The organism is Arthrobacter gandavensis (assembly GCF_015355785.1).
In the GTDB taxonomy this organism is placed as follows: domain Bacteria; phylum Actinomycetota; class Actinomycetes; order Actinomycetales; family Micrococcaceae; genus Arthrobacter_B; species Arthrobacter_B gandavensis_A.
In genome coordinates this window covers 601,543-621,565 of the sequence record NZ_JADKYW010000005.1, presented here as the reverse complement: position 1 = coordinate 621,565, position 20,023 = coordinate 601,543, and the positions used below count along the sequence as shown (strand labels likewise).

General features: G+C 66.3%; 21 protein-coding genes and 1 riboswitch. Of the genes, 11 read left to right on the top strand and 10 right to left on the bottom strand.

Annotation, left to right across the window (positions count from 1 at the left end):
- The first annotated feature begins 29 nt into the window (after positions 1 to 29).
- Both ITX31_RS08005 and ITX31_RS08000 read left to right on the top strand, forming a co-directional pair.
- A complete protein-coding gene (locus ITX31_RS08005; protein ID WP_228529226.1) occupies positions 30 to 758 on the top strand; it encodes an enoyl-CoA hydratase/isomerase family protein in 729 nt (242 codons plus the stop codon).
- Positions 755 to 1,603 (top strand): 3-hydroxyacyl-CoA dehydrogenase family protein, encoded by an 849-nt coding sequence (locus ITX31_RS08000; RefSeq protein WP_194782888.1) that lies wholly within the window; start codon positions 755 to 757, stop codon positions 1,601 to 1,603. The genes ITX31_RS08005 and ITX31_RS08000 overlap by 4 nt, the downstream gene beginning before the upstream one ends.
- Positions 1,604 to 1,657: 54 nt before the next feature.
- Here ITX31_RS08000 and ITX31_RS07995 read toward each other — a convergent pair whose 3' ends face one another.
- The 3 genes from ITX31_RS07995 to ITX31_RS07985 are packed head-to-tail and all read right to left on the bottom strand — an operon-like array spanning position 1,658 to position 3,391.
- The gene (locus ITX31_RS07995) at positions 1,658 to 2,116 is read right to left on the bottom strand and encodes a hypothetical protein (RefSeq protein ID WP_194782887.1); all 459 of its coding nucleotides are present in this window, start codon (positions 2,114 to 2,116) and stop codon (positions 1,658 to 1,660) included.
- Positions 2,113 to 2,556, bottom strand: coding sequence for a hypothetical protein (locus ITX31_RS07990; RefSeq protein ID WP_194782886.1), 444 nt, complete (start codon positions 2,554 to 2,556; stop codon positions 2,113 to 2,115). The genes ITX31_RS07995 and ITX31_RS07990 overlap by 4 nt, the downstream gene beginning before the upstream one ends.
- Before the next feature lie 16 nt (positions 2,557 to 2,572).
- The gene (locus ITX31_RS07985; protein WP_194782885.1) at positions 2,573 to 3,391 is read right to left on the bottom strand and encodes a MerR family transcriptional regulator; all 819 of its coding nucleotides are present in this window, start codon (positions 3,389 to 3,391) and stop codon (positions 2,573 to 2,575) included.
- A gap of 96 nt (positions 3,392 to 3,487) precedes the next feature.
- Between ITX31_RS07985 and ITX31_RS07980 the strand changes: the two genes are divergently transcribed.
- Positions 3,488 to 4,234 (top strand): tyrosine-protein phosphatase, encoded by a 747-nt coding sequence (locus ITX31_RS07980; protein WP_194782884.1) that lies wholly within the window; start codon positions 3,488 to 3,490, stop codon positions 4,232 to 4,234.
- Between the two features lie 59 nt (positions 4,235 to 4,293).
- On the opposite strand, the gene ITX31_RS07975 is transcribed toward ITX31_RS07980, so the two are convergent.
- Positions 4,294 to 4,680, bottom strand: coding sequence for a hypothetical protein (locus ITX31_RS07975; RefSeq protein ID WP_194782883.1), 387 nt, complete (start codon positions 4,678 to 4,680; stop codon positions 4,294 to 4,296).
- A 16-nt stretch (positions 4,681 to 4,696) separates the two neighbouring features.
- Positions 4,697 to 4,830: riboswitch (SAM riboswitch) on the bottom strand.
- Between the two features lie 141 nt (positions 4,831 to 4,971).
- Between ITX31_RS07975 and ITX31_RS07970 the strand changes: the two genes are divergently transcribed.
- Complete coding sequence (locus ITX31_RS07970; protein ID WP_194782882.1) at positions 4,972 to 6,012, top strand: NAD(P)-dependent alcohol dehydrogenase; 1,041 nt, start codon at positions 4,972 to 4,974, stop codon at positions 6,010 to 6,012.
- Positions 6,013 to 6,019: 7 nt separating this feature from the next.
- On the opposite strand, the gene ITX31_RS07965 is transcribed toward ITX31_RS07970, so the two are convergent.
- Positions 6,020 to 7,114 (bottom strand): SGNH/GDSL hydrolase family protein, encoded by a 1,095-nt coding sequence (locus ITX31_RS07965; RefSeq protein WP_194782881.1) that lies wholly within the window; start codon positions 7,112 to 7,114, stop codon positions 6,020 to 6,022.
- 151 nt (positions 7,115 to 7,265) lie between these two features.
- Here ITX31_RS07965 and paaZ point away from each other — a divergent pair, with 151 nt between their 5' ends.
- Positions 7,266 to 9,350: a phenylacetic acid degradation bifunctional protein PaaZ gene (paaZ, locus tag ITX31_RS07960; RefSeq protein ID WP_194782880.1), complete on the top strand. Its 2,085-nt coding sequence runs from the start codon at positions 7,266 to 7,268 to the stop codon at positions 9,348 to 9,350.
- A 98-nt stretch (positions 9,351 to 9,448) separates the two neighbouring features.
- Here paaZ and ITX31_RS07955 read toward each other — a convergent pair whose 3' ends face one another.
- The 3 genes from ITX31_RS07955 to ITX31_RS07945 form a co-directional block, all read right to left on the bottom strand.
- A complete protein-coding gene (locus ITX31_RS07955) occupies positions 9,449 to 10,087 on the bottom strand; it encodes a TetR/AcrR family transcriptional regulator (protein ID WP_194782879.1) in 639 nt (212 codons plus the stop codon).
- A gap of 68 nt (positions 10,088 to 10,155) precedes the next feature.
- Positions 10,156 to 11,499, bottom strand: a complete 1,344-nt coding sequence (gene paaK / locus ITX31_RS07950) for a phenylacetate--CoA ligase PaaK (protein ID WP_194782878.1) — start codon at positions 11,497 to 11,499, stop codon at positions 10,156 to 10,158.
- 86 nt (positions 11,500 to 11,585) lie between these two features.
- Complete coding sequence (locus ITX31_RS07945; RefSeq protein WP_194782877.1) at positions 11,586 to 12,062, bottom strand: hotdog fold thioesterase; 477 nt, start codon at positions 12,060 to 12,062, stop codon at positions 11,586 to 11,588.
- 161 nt (positions 12,063 to 12,223) lie between these two features.
- Between ITX31_RS07945 and ITX31_RS07940 the strand changes: the two genes are divergently transcribed.
- Entirely contained in the window at positions 12,224 to 13,018 is a 795-nt protein-coding gene (locus ITX31_RS07940) for a DedA family protein (RefSeq protein ID WP_323745616.1), read from the top strand.
- 58 nt (positions 13,019 to 13,076) lie between these two features.
- Here the strand turns inward: ITX31_RS07940 and ITX31_RS07935 are convergent, their stop codons facing one another.
- Positions 13,077 to 15,260: a S9 family peptidase gene (locus ITX31_RS07935; protein ID WP_194782876.1), complete on the bottom strand. Its 2,184-nt coding sequence runs from the start codon at positions 15,258 to 15,260 to the stop codon at positions 13,077 to 13,079.
- An 84-nt stretch (positions 15,261 to 15,344) separates the two neighbouring features.
- On the bottom strand, positions 15,345 to 15,902 hold the full coding sequence (locus ITX31_RS07930; RefSeq protein ID WP_194782875.1) for a hypothetical protein: 558 nt from the start codon (positions 15,900 to 15,902) through the stop codon (positions 15,345 to 15,347).
- A gap of 226 nt (positions 15,903 to 16,128) precedes the next feature.
- Here ITX31_RS07930 and paaA point away from each other — a divergent pair, with 226 nt between their 5' ends.
- Genes paaA through paaE form a run of 5 tightly spaced genes read left to right on the top strand, consistent with a single transcriptional unit; the run spans position 16,129 to position 20,006 of the window.
- Positions 16,129 to 17,112, top strand: a complete 984-nt coding sequence (gene paaA, locus ITX31_RS07925; protein ID WP_194782874.1) for a 1,2-phenylacetyl-CoA epoxidase subunit PaaA — start codon at positions 16,129 to 16,131, stop codon at positions 17,110 to 17,112.
- A gap of 2 nt (positions 17,113 to 17,114) precedes the next feature.
- On the top strand, positions 17,115 to 17,477 hold the full coding sequence (gene paaB, locus ITX31_RS07920) for a 1,2-phenylacetyl-CoA epoxidase subunit PaaB (protein ID WP_228529106.1): 363 nt from the start codon (positions 17,115 to 17,117) through the stop codon (positions 17,475 to 17,477).
- Positions 17,474 to 18,292, top strand: a complete 819-nt coding sequence (gene paaC / locus ITX31_RS07915; RefSeq protein ID WP_194782873.1) for a 1,2-phenylacetyl-CoA epoxidase subunit PaaC — start codon at positions 17,474 to 17,476, stop codon at positions 18,290 to 18,292. Before paaB ends, paaC begins: the two co-directional genes overlap by 4 nt.
- Positions 18,293 to 18,348: 56 nt before the next feature.
- Entirely contained in the window at positions 18,349 to 18,843 is a 495-nt protein-coding gene (gene paaD, locus ITX31_RS07910; protein WP_194783569.1) for a 1,2-phenylacetyl-CoA epoxidase subunit PaaD, read from the top strand.
- Positions 18,844 to 18,845: 2 nt separating this feature from the next.
- Positions 18,846 to 20,006 carry a 1,2-phenylacetyl-CoA epoxidase subunit PaaE gene (gene paaE / locus ITX31_RS07905; protein WP_194782872.1) on the top strand — a complete coding sequence of 387 codons (1,161 nt, stop codon included), beginning with the start codon at positions 18,846 to 18,848 and terminating at the stop codon, positions 20,004 to 20,006.
- The last annotated feature ends 17 nt before the right edge of the window (positions 20,007 to 20,023 follow it).

Here is a 20,023-nt window from a genome sequence, read left to right as displayed (position 1 = left end):
TCGCGGAGCTCTCCGCGCACTTCACCACGCTGAAGGTCACCGTTGGCGAGGACCGTATTTCCGCAGTCCTGAACCGGCCCCAGGTCCGCAACGCCATTGACCAGGCCATGGTTGATGAACTGCACGCGCTCTGCGCCGAACTCGAAACCAACCCGAAGATCCTCATCCTCTCCGGCACCAACGGGATCTTCGCCTCCGGGGCGGACATCGCCCAGCTGCGCGAACGCCGCCGGGAAGATGCCCTGCGTGGAATCAACTCCACGATCTTCCACCGCATTGCTAAGCTCCCCATGCCCGTCATCGCCGCGCTGGACGGCTACGCGCTCGGCGGGGGAGCGGAGCTGGCCTTCGCCGCCGATTTCCGCATTGCTACCCCGACGGTCAAGATCGGCAACCCGGAAACCTCGCTCGGCATTATGGCTGCCGCCGGAGCAACCTGGCGGCTGAAGGAACTGGTTGGCGAACCCCTGGCCAAAGAAATCCTCCTGGCCGGGCGCATCCTCAACGCAGAGGAAGCCCTCGCGGCCCGCCTGGTCACCGAGATCCACGAGGCTGACGAGCTGCTGGCCGCAGCCGACGCCTTGGCCGACCGGATCGCGAAGCAGGACCCGCTGGCCGTACGCATCACCAAGTCCGTGTTCTCCGCGCCCGCCGAGGCACACCCCGTGATCGACACCCTCGCCCAGGGCATCCTCTTCGAGTCCGAGGCGAAGTTCGACCGCATGCAGGCATTCCTGGAAAGGAAGAAAAAGAAATGACAGTTCCCTCCAAGGTGGGTGTCCTCGGCGGCGGCCGCATGGGTGCAGGCATCGCCCACGCCTTCTGCACCGCCGGCGCCTCCGTCGTCGTCGTTGAGCGTGACCAGCAGGCAGCCAACGCTGCGTACGAGCGCGTAGCCTCCAACCTGGCCAAGAGCGTTGAGCGCGGCACCACGGATGAGACCCTCGACGCCCTGGTGGCCCGGCTCAGCGTTTCCACGAACTATGCGGACTTCGCCGGCTCCGGCCTGGTTGTTGAAGCAGTGCCGGAAGACTTCGAGCTGAAGGCCACGGCCCTGCAGGCGGTGGAGGAACAGCTCGACGCCGATGCCTGGCTCGCGTCCAACACCTCCTCCCTGTCCGTGTCGGAACTCGCCGGGAAACTGCAGCGCCCGGAGCGGTTTTGCGGACTGCACTTCTTCAACCCGGTTCCGGCCTCCACCCTGATCGAGGTGGTCCTGGGCAAGCAGACCTCGGACGAACTTGCCGAGGCTGCCCGGACCTGGGTCACTGACCTGGGCAAGACGCCCGTCGTCGTCAATGACGCTCCCGGCTTCGCCAGCTCCCGGCTGGGCGTGGCTATCGCCCTCGAAGCGATGCGCATGGTCGAGGAAGGCGTGGCGTCCGCCGAGGACATCGACGCCGCCATGGTCCTGGGCTACAAGCACCCGACCGGACCGCTGAAGACCACGGACATTGTGGGACTGGATGTGCGGCTTGGCATCGCCGAGTACCTCGCGTCGACCCTCGGCCCGCGCTTCGAGCCGCCGCAGATTTTGCGGGACAAGGTGGCCCGCGGCGAACTCGGCCGCAAGACCGGCAAGGGTTTCTTCGACTGGAGTTAGTTCACTGTGCTTTGCCGATACCCGCATTCAAAAGAGGGATGCGGGCATCGGCGTCTAAGGGTGATTGGTCATGTTGGCACGGGCGCCGAGCGCTGCACGGACGACGCCGGGGCGGAACAGTCCCAGCAGCACCAGGGCACATCCGAGTTCGGCCAGGCCAATGCCGGCGAACACGGCCTGCAGCACCGGAAGCACGATCCATTCGCCGCCGTAGTCCGGCACGCGGAAGAGCATTTGCTCCGCGATGATCCAGATGGTCATTGAGAATCCGGCCGCAGCGGTCCAGAAAAGGCCGCTGCCGCTGCGTCGCAGCAGCTGGACGAAAGCCACCGCCTGCGGCCCGCCGACCGCCAGCAGGAGGATGACGGCGGGCCAGAAGTAGGAAGTGAACATTGAGCCGACCAGATATTCAGTGCTCCAGCCGGCCGCTCCGCCTGGTCCCAGATAGACAAAGCCCATAACCGTCCAAAAGGCTGAGAAAGCGGTCAGGACCAGCAGCAGGACGCGGATCATGGCTCCTCCTCGGGACGGCCCGAATTCAATGACCTCATTGTTGGCCGGGTTCCGCGCCGGAGTCCAGAGGTCCCCGGAAGGCAGACGCCCCTCACCGGGTAGCCACAATCCCCGCCCGCCAGCCCGGCAAGATCCGGAATGACGCCGTTGCGGCGGCACCGCACCTCATACCGGAAGAACCGGAACCGTCCCAGGGGGCGCAGGCCGACTGCGCCGGTGGCCACGACGCCGGGACCCGCGGCCCCCCGGCCCCAGGCCGGCGCCATTTCGACGGCGTAGCGCCCGTCCGGGGCCAGGACTTCCAACCCGGCATGGAAGTGCGGCCGGGGGTTCCGCCTTTCCCGGCGCGCCCGCCAGAGCTCCCACCAGCGGCTGGTGTGAATGACGACGTGCCCGCCGGCGCCGACGGGCAGCCACCACAGGCGGACCTGGGCCTGCACCTCTTGCTGCCACTGGCTATCCGAGGGCCGGCTGCACCCTGGTGACCGGCTGCTGCAGCTCAGTCACCCAGTCGGCCTGGTCCGCTGACTCCGACCGGAGGTAGACCTCGCGGCACGGACCGGACAGGGTCAGGCCCCGGGCGATGATTCCGGCGTGCACCGCCTGCCAGCTCTCGCCGATGTGCTCCATCGGACCGAGGTGGACTCCGCAGACAGCCAACGGAACAGCCGGCAGCTCAACGGTCTCGGCGCCGTCGGGCACCGGTCCTGGGTGGGCGAATCCGGCGGTGATCCGCAGGCCGTCCTCTCCCATGTCGTATTCCGCCACCGGCACCCCGCCCGGCGTGCCCGACGGGGCCAGCAGCGCGCCGACGGCGTCAAAGAGCGGCCCGACGACGCCGGGGACCTCAGGCTGTTCGGCCACAACGGCGCTGCGGGCAGCGAGCCGAACGGCAGGGAGGGGCTCTTCAATGATTTCAATCTGGGCCATGGCATTTTCCTTTTCAATAAGGTGGAGCCTGCGCTCGACGTCAATGAGCCGTGCCGCCGCCGTCCGTGCCTCTTCCGCGACTTCCGCTTGCCGAATGCGAAGCAGGCCGGCGATGCGGCCTGAGTCCACCCCGGCAGCGAGCATCGCGGAAATATCCTCCAGGCCGAAGCCAAGCGAACGCAGTGCCACGATCCGGTGCAGCCGCTCAAGCTGGGAGGGGTCGTAGGAACGGTAGCCGCTGAACTCATCCACGTGGGCGGGAACAAGCAGTCCGGCGGTGTCCCAGTGCCGCAGCATGCGGTGGGTTACCTGCCCGATCTGCGCGAACGCTCCAATGGATAACATGCCTCAGTTCTCCTGCCTTCCACTGTGTCAGGGTCAAGTATCGCCCCGGAATGCCTTCCGGGACGCCCGCGGTGCAGAACCGCCTACGCTGGAGGCATGGGAAACCGGCCGAACCGCACGCTGGACTGGGAGGGTGCCGCGAATGCGCGGGACCTCGGCGGAATTCCGGCAGCCACCGCACCCATTCAGCCCGGGCGGGTTTACCGAATGGGGCGCTCCGAATGGCTGACTGCCCGCGGCTGGCAGCAGGCGCACCACGCCGGTGTCCGTACCGTCGTCGACCTGCGCAACGCAGCGGAGATTGGCCGGCGGGATACTGATCCCTTGGTGGCGCCGTCGGCAGTCCGAGGGATCCGCTTCCTGAACCTGCCCACCCAGGAACCCGACGATCCGGACTTCACCGCACTGACCGGCCCCTACATGAGCTCGCCGCGGTTCTATACGGAGAACCTGCGCCGCTGGCCGGAGAAGTTCGCGGCGATCGCGCAGGCCGTCGCTGATGCCCCGCCCGGCGGCGTCGTTCTTCACTGTTCCGCCGGACGGGACCGCACCGGCCTGGTGGCGGCACTGCTGCTGGACCTGGCCGGTGTTCCGCAGGAGGAGATCGCCGCGGACTACCGGGCAGCCCTGACGGGCATCAATGACTGGCACCGGAGGCAGCAGCAACCCCGTGAACGTCCGCTGGACGACGCCGAGCTGGCAGTCCGTGCCGGCGCTGCCGAAGCCGAGCTGCTCGGTTTCCTGCAGGACCTCGACGCCGCTGCCTACCTGCGCCGGGCCGGGGCCGGGGCGGAATCCCTAGCCCGGCTCCGGTCCCGGCTCCTCGACTCCCCGTCGAGATGACAGAAACTGCACGTTACAGCGCTCATACGGGCAGTTTCTGCCATCTCGGCGGCCGGGACTCAGGCAGAACCGTGATCCTGCATGGTGACGTCATTCCGCGGAACCCGGCCGCGGCAGGGAACCACCCGCTCAGGGGTGGCTAAGTAGAAAAAAGAGCTCCGGTTCCGCCCCTCATAGGCGCCGGGAACCATCAGCGATGAATACCGGGTGCACCACTGGGGCTGTTCCTGCGTTGCGCCAAGCGCCTCGGCCACCAGCGGAACATCATGGTGCCACATGATCTGCTGCCGCCCGTCCAGCACCAGGCAGATCAGGTCCAGTTCCGGGTCGGCGTGGACCTCGACGTCGGTCCAGTCGTCGTACCTCATGAGGCGGCCGCCGTGGATCCAGTGGATCTTATGGCCGGGGTAGAAAGCGGTGCAGCGCGGGTCACTGGAGGGAATCACAGCGTGTCCTTCGAGATGAGTGTCCTTGCCCGCTCCGGTTGGACGCGGGCCGCTTCGTCATCCGAACCACCCGCCGAACATTGGGGTTGGTGCATGGCCAGTCGGAGCTTTTCCGTACCCTGACGGGTGCGGAGGCCATGTCTCGTGAAGCACTGATCACGTTAGCAGGTGGCAGGGACACTGGTACATCCTCCCGCGCGTGCCGGCGCCGCTGGCTTGGGTACATGTAAATGCATGTATGGTGAGAAAGGTGGATAACCTCCACCCAACCGATTCAAAGAAGAAGGCATCATGCGTGCAGTTGTATTTGAGAAGTGGCAGACTTTCCCGTCCCTGACGGACATCGAGCGGCCCAAGCCGGGCCCGGGAGAGGTCCTGCTGAAGGTGGCCGGCGCCGGAGCCTGCCATTCCGACGTCGCCCTCTACAAGGACTTCGAGGAAGGCGCCCCGGGATCGATTCCGCCGGCCTTCGTCCTGGGCCATGAAAATTCGGGCTGGGTCGAAGAAGTTGGCGAAGGCGTGACCGGCGTGGACGTCGGGGGTGCGTACCTGGTCTACGGCCCCGTGGGCTGCGGACGATGCAAAGCCTGTTCCCGCGGACAGGACACGTACTGCGAAAACGCGGCCGAGATGCCCTCCCTCGGCATGGGCCTGGGCCGCGACGGCGGCATGGCCGAGTACATGGTCGCCCCGGTGCGCAACCTCGTGCCGCTGGGCGATGCCGATCCGGTAGCAGCCGCACCGCTCTCCGATGCTGCCCTGACGCCCTACCACGCGATCAAGAACTCGCTGCCGAACCTGGCCGGCGGCGGCAAGTACGCCCTGGTCATTGGGCTGGGCGGACTCGGCCAGATGGCCGTGCAGATCCTGAAGGCCCTGACCGGCGCCACCGTGATCGCCACGGACATGAAGGAAGACGCCATGGAACGGGCCGAGGCTGCCGGTGCCGTGGTGGTGCCCGGCGGCGAAGGCCAGGTGGAGCGCATCCGGGAGATCACCGGAGGCCGCGGCGTGGATGCGGCATTCGACTTCGTGGGCGCCGGACCGACCATTAAGACGGCCGCCGCATCAATGGCCCCGCAGTCACGGTTCACCGTGGTGGGCATTGCCGGGGGAACCTACGAGTGGAGCTTCTTCACCACGCCGTACGAGTCCACCATCAGCAACACCTACTGGGGCACCATCGAGGACCTGCACGAAGTGGTTGCCATGTACCGTGCCGGCCAGATCAAGCCCGAGGTGGAGCTCTACAGCATGGACAATGCACCGGAGGCGTACCGCAAGCTGGAGGCCGGAGAGCTCACCGGACGCGCCGTCGTATTTGGGGAATGAATGCGGGTCAGCGGCGCCCGCGGCAGGGCTGGCCGCCGCCCGGATGCAGGTCGACGTCGGCAGTGATGGCCGCCAGGTAGCCCTCGCGGTATCCGGTGGCATCCGGATGCAGGTCGAAAGGCCCCTGCTCGAAAATAATCCATGGATCCGCGGACCCGATGCCGTGCCCGGCGAATTCGTCGACGACGTCCACGTAGGTGGACCGCCGGTCGGGAAGCTGGGCGGCCAGCACTGCGTTCAGCGCATCGGTGCCCGCATTGAATGCGGCCGCGGCTTCGGGACTCAGCAGTCCCGGAACTCCGGCCCCGTCGAAGAGATGCGGATACCCCGCCAGCACCAGCTCGGCCCTGGGAGCCAGGGCCCGCAGCTGCTCCAATGACTGGCGGACCTGGGGTGCCAGCGTTGTCTCGGCATAGGCCTGTGCTGCTGCGAGGGCAGGTGCGCATGTAGCCGGGATCTCGGGCCCGGCGCAGGAGGCAACGACCTCCGTGAAGCGGACATCGTTGCCGCCGATGGTCAGGGTGACCAGGTCTGTGTTCCGGTCGATGCTGCCCGCAGCCTGCAGCGAGGCGATTTGTTCCGGCAGGTCCACCGGGCCCGACGGCGCCGGCGGGGGAGTGCTCGACGCCGTGGCGCCGGCACAGGTCACATCGGCATCCAGCTCAACCTTCCGCAGGGCGTCCAGCAGGGCGGGGTAGCCTTCAGCGGTTCGCCCGCAGGAATCGAGCACCGCTCCGCCGCCGTACCCGGCTGCGTAGGAATCCCCGAGCGCTACGTAGTCGACCGTCCTCTGCGGCCCGCGGTCCCAGCCCTTGGAGGGGCCGTGGTGGCCCCGGTCCCGGTCGGCACCGGCAGTGCTCCGCCCCTGCGGAGCATCAGCGGCGGCACCGGCCGCCGGCAGTGCCGCGGAGCCTGCCGTAAGAAGGCACCCTGCGGACAGCAGCGCCGCCGCCCGCCCCCACTTGCGCAACGTGAACATGTACTTGCCTTCCGCCGTCGTTGTCCGCAGCTCAGTGCCGCGTAACGGAACACGGTAACGGCCCTGCCGCGGCGGCGGAACCATGGCGGTGTCCGAAGGTGCCCGCGGGCGAAATGTGGGCACGGATCCGCCACGGGTGATGTGCCGCACGGCACTCTCATGTAGGCTGGATTCATTACCGACCGTCCGGTCAGTTATCGGTTTGCGCCGCAGCTGCGGCCAGCCCGGCCCGGACTGGCAAATGAACGTCCAGTATCGAAAGGGTCCGTCAAAGATGACCTCAACCGCCATAGACGTGCAAGTCGTCCCCAGTTTCGTCCAGGACGAATGGTGGACCCCGGAGAACACCTCCGCCAGCTCCGCCGAAGTCCGGGATGCCTCTACCGGCGAGCTGCTCGCCCTGGTCAGCACCGACGGCCTGGACACCGCCGCAGCCATCGAGCACGCCCGCGCCGTGGGCCACCGCGGACTGGCCGGGCTCACGTTCCACCAGCGCGCCCTGAAACTGAAGGAGCTGGCCCAGTACCTCAACGGCCGCCGCAAGGAGCTCTACGAAATCTCCGCCCGCACCGGCGCCACCAAGATCGACTCCCTCGTGGACATCGACGGCGGCATCGGCGTGCTGTTCACCTTCGGCTCCAAGGGCCGGCGCGAACTGCCGAACTCCACCGTGGTGATCGACGGAACCCCCGAGGTCCTCTCCAAGGACGGTTCATTCATCGGCGAGCACGTCTACACGTCCATTCCCGGCGTCGCCGTGCAGATCAACGCCTTCAACTTCCCGGTCTGGGGCATGCTGGAGAAGTTCGCCCCGGCCTTCCTCGCCGGCGTTCCGACCATCGTGAAGCCCGCAACTCCCACCGGCTACCTCACCGAAGCCGCGGTGCGCATGATGATCGAATCCGGGATCCTGCCCGCCGGTTCGCTGCAGCTGATCTCCGGCTCCGCCCGGGACCTGCTGGACCACCTCGACTACCGGGACATGGTCTCCTTCACCGGATCGGCGTCGACCGCCAACAAGCTGAAGAACCACACCAACGTCATTGAAGGAGGTGTGCGCTTCACCAGCGAGACCGACTCGCTCAACGCCTCCATCCTGGGCCCGGACGCTGTTCCCGGCACGCCCGAATTCGACGCGTACGTGAAGTCACTGGTCACCGAAATGACTGTCAAGGCCGGCCAGAAGTGCACTTCCATCCGCCGGGCCATTGTGCCCAAGGCGCTGGTGGACGACGTCGTTGCTGCCGCTGCCAAGCGCATCGAAGAGCGCGTGGTGCTCGGCGACCCCCGCGCCGAAGGCGTCACCATGGGTGCGCTGGCCTCGGTAGAGCAGCGCGACGGCGTCCGCTCTTCGGTGCAGACTCTCCTGGACGCCGGCGCGAGAATCGCCTTCGGCAGCCTGGATGCCCCGGAAACCGTGCAGGCTGACGGCAGCCGCGGCGTCGTCGAAGAGGGTGCCTTCCTGGCGCCCATCCTGTTGACCTGGGACAACGCCGAGGCTGAGGCACTGCACTCCGTGGAGGCTTTCGGTCCGGTGTCCTCGGTGGTCGGCTACGAAGATACGGCCGACGCCGTGCGGCTGGCTGCGCTGGGCGGCGGCTCGCTGGTTGCCACCGTCTGCAGCAACGACCCGGAGACCGTCCGCGGGGTTGTTACCGGCATCGCGGGCCACCACGGCCGCGTGCACGTGCTGAACCGGGAAACCGCCCGCAGCTCCACCGGCCACGGCTCGCCCGTGCCGCACCTCGTCCACGGCGGCCCCGGCCGCGCCGGCGGCGGCGAGGAGCTCGGCGGCATCCGCGCCGTCAAGCACCACATGCAGCGCACCGCCATCCAGGGTTCGCCGAATATGCTGACCGCCATCACCGGCGTCTGGCACACCGGGGCGGACCAGAACTTCGACGAGACGCACCCGTTCCGCAAGGACCTGGCCACGCTGAAGATCGGCGACGCGATGGCCTCCGAGCTGCGCGAGGTCACCCTCGAGGACATCACCGCGTTCGCGAACAGCACCGGCGACACGTTCTACGCCCACACCAACCAGGAAGCTGCCGAGGCGAACCCGTTCTTCCCGGGCATCGTGGCGCACGGCTACCTGCTGCTTTCCTGGGGTGCAGGTCTCTTTGTGGAGCCGGCTCCGGGGCCCGTACTGGCCAACTACGGACTGGAGAACCTGCGCTTCATCACGCCGGTTGCCGCAGGCGATTCGATCCGCGTGACCCTGACCGCCAAGAAGATCACCCCGCGTGAGACCGACGAGTACGGCGAGGTTGCCTGGGATGCCGTCCTGCACAACCAGAACGATGAGATCGTGGCGACGTACGACGTGCTGACCCTCGTGGAGAAGAAGCGCGCCTAGCCAACTTCACCCCATCGAGATGACAGAAACTGCCCGTTAGAAGCTTCTAACGGGCAGTTTCTGTCATCTCGATGTAGGGGGAAGTTCCGAGAACGGGATCACGGTTTGCCGTGCAGACCGTCGAACATCATTGAAATGATGTCATCGGCGAGCTTCTCCGCACCGATGGGGCCGCCCGGCTTGTACCACTCGACAATCGAGTTGATGGTGCCGAAGAGCAGCCGGGTAGTGGTGCGCGGATCGATGTCGCTGCGCAGCGAACCTTCGGAGCGCGCGGCGTCCACAAGGCGGGCGACCCGCCGGTCGAACTGGCGGCGGCGTTCAAGGGCATCGCGCTCGACGTCGGTGTTCCCGCGCAGCCGCAGCAGCAGCGTGACGAAGGGCAGGCGCTCGGTCAGGACGCTGATCGTTCCGCGCAGCACGAATTCGAGCCGTGCGTCGGCCGGCCCGGTGGAAGCCCGGGGATCATCGAGCACGCCTTCGAGTCCGCCCAGCGCGTTCTCCAGGGCAAGGCGCAGCAGGTCGCCCTTCGACGGGACGTGGTGGTAGATGGCGGACTTCGTGATGCCCAGATTCTCCGCCAGGATGCCCATGGAGGTCGCTTCGTAGCCGTGGCGGTTAAAGACGTCGACGGCGATGTTCAGCACGGTCTGCTGGTCATAGCCAGGGCGTCCGCGGCGGGAACCGTTGCCGGCTGCTGAGGACGGGGATGTCGCGGAACTCGAGGGACTAGGCATCTGGATATTTTCGCATGAACGTTCGGTTGGCCGGGACAGCCCGGCCAACCGATTGATTCTATCGGCTGCTAGGCCGGCTTGTTCTCCTGCTTGCGCAGGTCATAGATGCGGCGCAGCTTGCCGCTGGAGCGTGCCAGGGAGCCGGGTTCCACGACGTGGATGGCGCAGGAGGAACCGATGTGGATCTTGATCTGGTTCTTCAGCTCCGCGGCCGCCCTGGTGCATTCCTCAGCGGACGATTCGGCGCGGCGCTCGATCTTCACGGCCAGCTCGTCCATGCGGTCCGGGCGGGTGATTTCGAGCTGGAAGTGCGGGCTCAGGGCCGGAATCCGCAGTGCGATTTCCTCGATCTGGCTCGGAAAGAGGTTCACGCCGCGCAGGATGATCATGTCATCGTTGCGGCCCGTGATACGGCCCATCCGGCGCATGCCCGGACGTGCGGTGCCCGGCAGCAGACGGGTCAGGTCGTGCGTGCGGTAGCGGATGATCGGCAGTGCTTCCTTGGTGAGGGACGTGAAGACCAGTTCCCCGTGCTCGCCGTCGCCCAGGACCCGGGTCTCATCAAACGGGTCGATGATTTCGGGACGGAAGTGGTCCTCCCAAATGTGGGCGCCGTCCTTGGTCTCAACGCATTCCCCGGCTACGCCGGGACCCATGACCTCGGAGAGGCCGTAGATGTCGCAGGCGTCAATGTCCATCATCTGCTCAAGCTCATGCCGCATTTCCTCGGTCCACGGCTCGGCGCCCAGCACCGCGTTCTTCAGCGAGGTGGAGCGCGGATCAATGCCGGCACGCTTCATGGCGTCGGCAATGGTCAGCAGGTACGTCGGGGTGGCCAGGATGGTGTCCGGCTGGAAGTCCTGGATCATCTGGATCTGCCGTTCGGTCTGCCCGCCGGACATTGGAATGACCGTGCAGCCCAGCTTCTCGGCACCGAAGTGCGCGCCCAGGCCGCCGGTGAAGAGGCCATAGCCGTAGGCGTTGTGCACCTTGTAGCTGGACTTCACGCCCGAGGCACGCAGTGAACGGGCCACCAGGGTTCCCCAGCGGTCAAGGTCGCCCTTGGTGTAGCCGACCACAGTGGGGCGGCCGGTGGTTCCGGAGGAGGCGTGGATGCGGGAGACCTGGTCCATCGGCACGGCGAACATGCCAAACGGGTAGCTCTGGCGCAGGTCCTCCTTGGTGGTGTACGGGAACTTGGCGAGGTCGGAGAGTTCCCTGAGATCGTCGGGGCGGACACCGGCGTCGTCAAACTTCTTCGTGTACAGCGGAACCCGCTCGTAGGCGTAGCGGACCGTCTCCTTGAGGCGGGTGAGCTGCAGGGCCTCGATCTGGTCCCGGCTCATGAGCTCCTCGGCGTCGAGGGTGGCGGGATCTGCTGCGGTGGCCTTGATGGCGGAGGCGGTATTCATTGCGTAGAACCTTTGGGAGAGGGGTGGGGCTTGATTGTGCAGTGTGGGGGATGCAAACGAAAGAGCGGGATTCGCCGGCCCGGAGCCTAGCTTCGGCGTGCAGGATTGGGAATGGTTCGGGAACGGCCCCTGAACTCGGCGATGACGCGGGTGGTGCCGTCGGGGGACTGGGCAGTGACTTCAATGTCGAAGACGCCGCTGCGGCCGGCCGCAGCGCGGCGGCTGGCTTCTGCCCGGAGCCTGTCGCCGGCACGGGCGGAGGAGATGAAATTGATGTCTGCGCCGGAGGCCACGGTGATGGTGTCCATGCTGGCCAGCGACTCGGCGCTGGAAGGGTTGCAGGCCAGCGCGAAGGCGGTATCCGCAAAGGCGAAGACCATGCCGCCGTGGGCGATGGAGAAACCGTTGAGCATCTCGGGCCGAAGGTCCATAGTGATCGCGGCATAGCCGTCGGCGAGTTCCTGGACTGAGATGCCAAGCCATTCGGACGTCGCATCATGTTCGAGGATCGGATGCTCCGAGCCCGTTTTCCGGACCGGGGCGGTGACAGCGGAGTCAGCCATGGAAGCCCTCTCTTTTCTTTACCGAATGTTCATTAGGTAATCCTGTGAGCGTCATCACTGTCAAGTTGATGAGTGCCTGCCGTCATCTGTGACGCCCGTCGAAGCGGGTGCCGGCCGGGCTCTCCCCGTCGGGGTGGAGACTCATGGTCTAACCTGTTGGAGTGACCCTAGCCACAGCTGCTTCCGCTGCGCTGCAGCCAAAGTCCTCACTATTGCCCGAGTGGCTGGACCCCCAGGTCTTCCTGGCCGATCCCGCTATTGGTCCGTGGGTCGTGCTGCTGGTCTGCGGAATCGTCTTCGTGGAGACCGGACTGCTCATCGGCTTCTTCCTTCCGGGAGATTCGCTGCTCTTCACCGCGGGACTGCTTGTTGCCACCGGTGCCGTGCAAATCAACATCTGGGTGCTGATCCTGCTGATTGCGCTCAGCGCGTTTGCCGGAGACCAGATGGGGTACCTCATTGGCCGCAAGGCCGGGCCGGTGGTCTTCAATAGACCTGAATCCAGGTTCTTCCACCAGGAAAACGTGGACCGCGCAGAGGCCTTCTTTGCCCGCCACGGCGGGAAGGCCGTGGTGCTGGCCCGCTTCGTCCCGGTAATCCGCACGTTCACCCCGGTCGTGGCCGGCGTGGGACGGATGCACTACGCCACCTTCATTGCCTACAACGCCATCGGGGGAGCTGTCTGGGCCCTCTCCGTCACGCTGCTGGGGTACATCCTGGGGGACCGGGTTCCATTTGTCCGGGACAACCTGGACCTGATCTTCCTGGGCGTCATTGGCCTCACGCTGGTCTTCGTGCTCGCGGGCCTGTTCCGGCCCGGCCGCCGGAAGCAGCGTACGGCGAAGCAGGACGGCGCGGCGAAGCAGAAGAACGTCGAGCAGAAGAACGTGCAGCAGAAGGATGTCCGTAAGCCCCTGCCCCGTCCCCGGCCGGAAGCAGCCGCCGGGGAGGACTGAAAACGGCGCAGGCCGGGCATCCCGCGGGATGCCCGGCCTGCGCCGTCGTTCTTGCCGCCTACGCGGCTGTAGCCGCCGGTGAGCTGATGCCCGGAAGCAGGTCCCGGGCATCAAGCGCCGCGAGCACAAAGGCGTAGTCCCAGGCGCGGTCCTTCCAGGCCTCGTAGCGGCCGGAGGCGCCGCCGTGTCCGCCGTCCATTTCGATCTTCAGCACCACGGGCTCGGAACCGGTGGTGGTTTCACGCAGCTTTGCCACCCACTTGGCCGGCTCCACGTACAGCACGCGGGTGTCGTTGAAGCTGGTGACCGCGGCGATGCGCGGATAGTCAACGGCACGCACGTTCTCATACGGGCTGTACTCGCTCATGTAGCGGTACGCCGCGGGATCGGTGATCGGGTTGCCCCATTCTTCCCACTCCAGTGCGGACAGGGGCAGGTTGGGATCCAGGATGGTGGTCAGTGCATCCACGAACGGCACCTGCGCCACGATGGCCCGGTATTTCTCCGGAGCCAGGTTCGCGACGGCGCCCATGAGGAGTCCTCCGGCAGAGCCGCCCATGGCCGCGATCCGGGCCGGATCAACCCAGCCCGATGCCGCCATATGGTCGGTGGCTGCCACGAAGTCGGTGAAGGTGTTCTTTTTGTTCAGCTTCTTGCCCTGGTCGTACCAGGCGCGGCCCATCTCGCCGCCGCCGCGGATATGCGCCACCACAAAGATGACCCCGCGGTCCAGCAGGGACAGGCGGGCAATGTTGAAGCCGGGGTCCATTGAAACTTCGTAGCTGCCGTAGGCATAGACCAGGGCGGGATTGGAACCGTCCCTGGCCACCTCGGACCGGCGCAGGACAGAGAGCGGAATCCGGGTGCCGTCAGCCGCCGTTGCCCAGTCGCGTTCGGCTACGTACTGCGCGGGATCGTAGTTCCCCCGCACCGCTGTTTCCTTGCGCAGCTGAAGCTCGCCGGTGGCCAGCACATAGTCGTAGACCCGCGGAGGGGTCAGGTATGACGTGTAGCTCAGCCGGATGATCGGCGACTCATATTCAGCGTTGGTCAGGCCGGCGGTGTACAGCTCCTCGTCGAAGGCGGGCTCGGCAGGGGCGGCCTGCTCCGGGGTGCCGATCCCGGCCAGCGGCAGGACCTGCACCCGCTCAGTGGTGTCCTTGCGGACCGAAACCAGGACATGGGTGGAGGTGACGGACACGCCGTTGACCCGCACGGCGTCGTCGTGCGCCACGACGGTCTGCCACTGCTGTTCGCCCAGCGGCTTGGCGAATTCACCTTCGGCCACCAGGGAGACCATCGAGTTCAGGGCGTCCTTGTTGTGAGTCACCAGGTACTGGCGTTCCCCGTCCCGGGTAAACGGTTCTGCTTCATAGAGGATCCGTTCGCTGCGCGGGATCAGCGTGCGCACGGTCTCCGACGCGTCGTCGAAATCCATCACCCGGTATTCGCTGTATTCGGAGCAGCTGACGCCGATCAGCAGTTGCTTCCGGTCCGCGGAGAGATCGAAGCCAGTCCACATGGCGACGTCGTCTTCCTGGTAAATGACGGCGTCTTCACTGACATCCGTGCCCAGCGTGTGTGCCTTGATTTGGTACGGGCGCCAGGAATCGTCGACGACAGTGTAGAACACGCGGGTGCCGTCCGGGGAGAAGGCCAGCGAGTAGAACACATTGGAGACGACGTCGGGCAGCATCTCGCCGGTGCACAGGTCCTTGATCCGCAGGGTGAAGCGTTCGTCCCCGGCATTGTCCTCGGAGTAGGCCAGCAGGTTGCCGTCCTCGGTGACGGCCAGGCCGCCGAGCGCGAAGAAGGGCTTGCCTTCGGCCTCGGCATTGCCGTCAATCAGGATCTGTTCGCCGGGTACTGCAACGCCCGGTTCGACGACGGGAGGCGTCCAGTCCGCGTGCAGGTCTCCGGTGTCCCGTGCCGCGGTGCGGCAGTGGATTGCGTACTGCTGGCCTTCCTCGGTCCGGGTGTAGTACCACCAGCCGCGTTTGCGCGCCGGGACTGACAGGTCTGTTTCGACGGTGCGGGCCTTGATCTCGTCGAAGATCTGCTGCCGCAGGGGCTCCTGGTCCGCGGTGACAGCCTCGGTGTAGGCATTCTCCGCGTTGAGATGGTCCACCACCTCCGGGTTTTCCTTCTCGCGCAGCCACTCGTAGTCATCGGTGAACGTTTCACCGTGGTGGGTGCGTTCGACGGGGACTTTTTTCGCGGCCGGGGGAGTGGGTGTAGTCATGTCCCGAATATATCGATCCGTCCGACAGCCCGCGACGGGCCGCGCCTCCTTTATGCTGGCGGCTTATGCGTCGCGGCGGCGTGCCTAGCGGCCGAGCAGGATCCAGGCACTGAACATGCCTGCCGCGGCGAAGAACACCCAGTTGGCCAGCACCAGCACCAGGGTGTGGGCGAAGGGTCTGCGGGCCGCGGCTCCCGTCACCCGGACCGGTTCGTCCGAGGCCGGTCCGCGCCGGAACTGGGACCACAGGGAGGTGGCCAGCAGCAGGCAGCCGCCGGCCGCGGCGACCGGAAATGCCGGCAGGGTCAGGAATACTGTGCTGCCCGCCGTCCAAAACAGCAGAAAGTGCGCCAGGGCGACGCCGGCCAGGACAGCCAGCGGGCGGCCGGGCCTTCCCTCGAGGGCCACGGGCAGGTACCGGGGTGCGGCGGCCGCTGCTGCCAGCAGTGTCAGGACCACGCCCAGCCCGCTCACCGTGATGCCGAGGGCGCCTCCGGTGGAGGCTACGGCAGCGGCTACGGCGCAGAAGCCCAGCAGGCCCAGCAGGATGGGCACCAGCAGGTGTGCGGCCAGGCCCGGAGTGGACGCCGTTTCGGCAGCGGGGCGCAGCCGCGTGCGTTCGGGCGTTTCCCTTCCTGCCATGCTCTGCTTCCTCCTTGCCTTGGCTGATAGATCAAAGGTAGCCGCTGGCCGGGCACCCCGCTTCCAAGGGCACCTCCGTGCCGCGGCGTCAACAGCGTGGAAAACTGAATCCACCTTGACGTGCGATCGCTCACACGCATATCCTGAACGAACGGTCGGTAATTATTGGCCGAACGACTTCCGCGGAGCTGTCCGCGGCCCCGTGGAAAACAGTGAGGTGACATCTATGGCTACGCAGACAGAGTTGTACGCAGTCCCGGCCCAGCAGGATGACGACGCAGCCGGACAGGCAGCATTCGATGCGGTCATCGCCGACGATTCGCGGATCGAACCGCGTGACTGGATGCCGGAAGGTTACCGGAAGACCCTGGTCCGCCAGGTTTCCCAGCACGCGCACTCCGAGATCATCGGCATGCAGCCCGAAGCCAACTGGATCACCCGCGCCCCCTCACTGAAGCGCAAGGCCATCCTGCTGGCGAAGGTCCAGGACGAAGCGGGCCACGGCCTGTACCTCTACTCCGCCGCCGAGACGCTCGGGACGCCGCGGGACAAGATGACTGAAGACCTGATCGCCGGCAAGGCGCGCTACTCCAGCATCTTCAACTACCCCACCCGCAGCTGGGCGGACATGGGTGCCATCGGCTGGCTCGTTGACGGCGCGGCCATCTGCAACCAGGTCCCGCTGTGTCGTGCCTCCTACGGCCCGTACGGCCGGGCAATGGTCCGCATCTGCAAGGAAGAGTCCTTCCACCAGCGCCAGGGGTTCGAGATCCTGCTTGAGCTGGCCAACGGCACCGAGGCGCAGAAGCAGATGGCCCAGGACGCCATCAACCGCTGGTACGCCCCGGCCCTGATGATGTTCGGCCCGCCGGATGACGATTCCCCCAACTCCCGCCAGTCCATGGCGTGGAACATCAAGCGCTTCTCCAACGACGAACTGCGCCAGCGCTTCGTCGGCATGATCTACGAGCAGGTCAAGGTCCTTGGCCTGACCCTCCCCGATGACCAGATCCGGTTCAACGAAGAGACCGGCAAATGGGAGCACGGCCCGCTGGACTGGAACGAGTTCAAAGAAGTCCTCGCAGGACGCGGTCCGTGCAACTCGCAGCGGCTGGCCCGCCGCCGCGAAGCACACGAAGACGGCGCCTGGGTGCGCGAAGCAGCGGCCGCCTATGCGGCAAAGCAGGCACGAAAGACAGAGGTGGCATAAGCATGGTTTCCGGTTCGACAACGGGCGACGACGGCACCAAGACGGAGGCGACGTCCGGTTCGGTGGAGCCTGACACGGGCGTCAACGCGGCCTGGCCGCTCTGGGAAGTGTTTGTCCGTTCCTCCCGCGGCCTCTCCCACGTCCACGCCGGTTCGCTGCACGCGCCCGACGCCGACATGGCGCTGCGCAACGCACGCGACCTCTACACCCGCCGCAACGAGGGAGTTTCCCTCTGGGTGGTTCCGGCCGAGGCCATCATCTCCAGTGATCCTGACGCCAAGGGCCAGTTCTTCGAGTCCCCGCAGGGCAAGGACTACCGGCACGCAACGTACTACCGCAAGTCTGAAGGGGTGAAGCACCTGTGAGTACGGACAGCGCCACCCGGATTACCCCGGGCAACGCCCTCCGGCCGGAGGATATCGCCGCGTCGAACGCCAAGGCCCCCGAAGCCGTCGCGGAGTACGCGCTGCGCCTCGGCGACGACGCACTGATCCTGGCCCAGCGCCTGGGTTGGTGGGTTGCCCGGGCTCCTGAACTTGAAGAGGACATTGCCCTCTCCAACATCGCCCTGGACCTGCTCGGCCACGCCCGGTCCTTCCTCACCTATGCGGGCACCGCCTGGGACAAGACCGAGGACGACCTCGCCTACTGGCGCGGCGAAGAAGAATACCGTTCCGCGCACATTGTGGAGCAGGAAAACGGTGACTTCGCCAAGACGATCGCCCGGCAGCTGGTGGTCTCCTTCTTCCAGTACGAGCTCTACACCGCCATGCTCTCCTCCAAGGACGAGACCCTGGCCGCCATTGCAGCCAAGGCCGTCAAGGAAGTCGACTACCACCGGGACCACAGTGCCCAGTGGGTGCTGCGCCTGGGACAGGGAACCGAGGAATCACGCACCCGCATGATCCGCGCGCTCGAACTTACCTGGCCGTACGTGGGAGAGCTGTTCGAGGATGATGACCTGGTCCGCTCCCTCGACGGCATCGCCGTCGCACCCTCCACACTCCGTGCAGCCTTCGACGAGAAGGTCGGCGCGGTGCTGGCTGAGGCCGAGCTCGAAGTCCCCGAGGTGCAGCCTGCACCGGGCGGCGGACGCCGCGGTGAACACAGCGAGTACCTTGGTTACATCCTGGCTGAGCTTCAGGTCCTGGCCCGCCAGCACCCCGGCGCAACCTGGTAACAGCTGTGAACGAGACTGAGGCAGCACCCGCCGTCGACGCCGCAGCCAGTACGCAGCTGCGTCCCGCGGACCCCGCATCAGCGGCAGCGTGGGATGCAGCGGCGACAGTCTGCGACCCGGAGATTCCGGTCCTGACCATCGAGGACCTGGGTGTCCTGCGGGCCGTTCAGGTGCAGCCGGATAACTCGGTGCGGGTGGCCATCACCCCCACCTACTCCGGCTGCCCCGCCATGGACGCGATCCGCGACGACGTCACCGCCGCGCTCCGCGCCGCCGGCTACGGCCCGGTCCAGGTGGACCTGGTCCTGGCGCCGGCCTGGACCACGGACTGGATGAGCGAATCCGGCAAGGCCAAGCTCAACGAGTACGGCATTGCCCCGCCCACCGGCCGGGCCGCTGCCGGACCCGTGCGGCTTGGCCTGAGCGTCAAGTGTCCCCAGTGCTCCTCACTCAACACGCGTGAAATGACACGCTTTGGCTCTACTTCCTGCAAGGCGCTGTACGTCTGCCGCGACTGCCAGGAACCCTTCGACTACTTCAAGGTGCTCTAACCATGACAACCTCCACCACCGAGGCAGGCGCAGCTCCCGCCTCGCGCCGCACCGCCTTCCACCCGCTGACGGTCAGTGCTGTCCGCCGGCTCACCGAAGACGCCATCGAAGTCACCTTCGCGGTTCCCGAAGAGCTGGCCGGTTCCTTCGACTACCTGCCCGGCCAGTACGTCGCCCTGCGCACCACCCTGGACGGGACGGAGATCCGCCGCAGCTACTCCATCTGCGCCGAGCCCCGGCCAGGAGAGATCCGGGTGGCCATCAAGCGGGACCTCGGCGGCAGGTTCTCCACCTGGGCCAACGAAAGCCTCAAGGCAGGAGATGTCCTGGACGTCATGAGCCCCACCGGCGGGTTCATCTCCAAGCACCCCATGACGGCGCTGAACCACCCCGAAGACATCGACGTCACCGATGAGAACGTGTTCGTCGCCGTCGCCGCCGGCTCCGGCATCACCCCGGTGATTTCGATTGCCCGCACCGTCCTCGCAGCGTCGGAGAACGTCCGCTTTGATCTGGTCTACGCCAACAAGGCTGCCATGGACGTGATGTTCCTGGAGGAACTGGCAGACCTAAAGGACAAGTACCCCGCCCGCTTCGCCGTCCATCACGTGCTTTCCCGGGAACAGCGCATTTCCCCGCTGCTCACCGGCCGCATCGACGCGGAGAAGCTCTCCGCGCTCATCGAGTCCGTGCTGCCCACACGCGACGTAGACGAGTGGTTCCTCTGCGGTCCGTTCGAACTCGTGCAGCTGTGCCGGGACACCCTGGCCGAGCGCGGAGTCGAGTCGGAGAAGGTCCGCTTCGAACTCTTCACCACGGGCCAGCCCGGAAAGCCCGAAGGCCAGATCGGCCGCCCGGTCCAGGTGGACCCGTCGGCGGACAACTTCGAGATCAGCTTCCGGCTGGACGGGCTGCAGGGCAAGGTTGCCAGCCCCACCCACGCCCGCGAATCGATCCTGAACGCCGCGCTTCGCGTCCGCCCGGATGTTCCGTTCGCCTGCGCCGGCGGTGTCTGCGGCACCTGCCGCGCCAAGGTTGTCTCCGGCACCGTGGAAATGGAAGAAAACTACGCGCTGGAACCGGATGAAATCGAAAAGGGTTACATCCTGACCTGCCAGAGCCGCCCCACCAGTCCCGAAGTCACTGTCGACTACGACGCTTAGGAGCGAAGCCACCGATG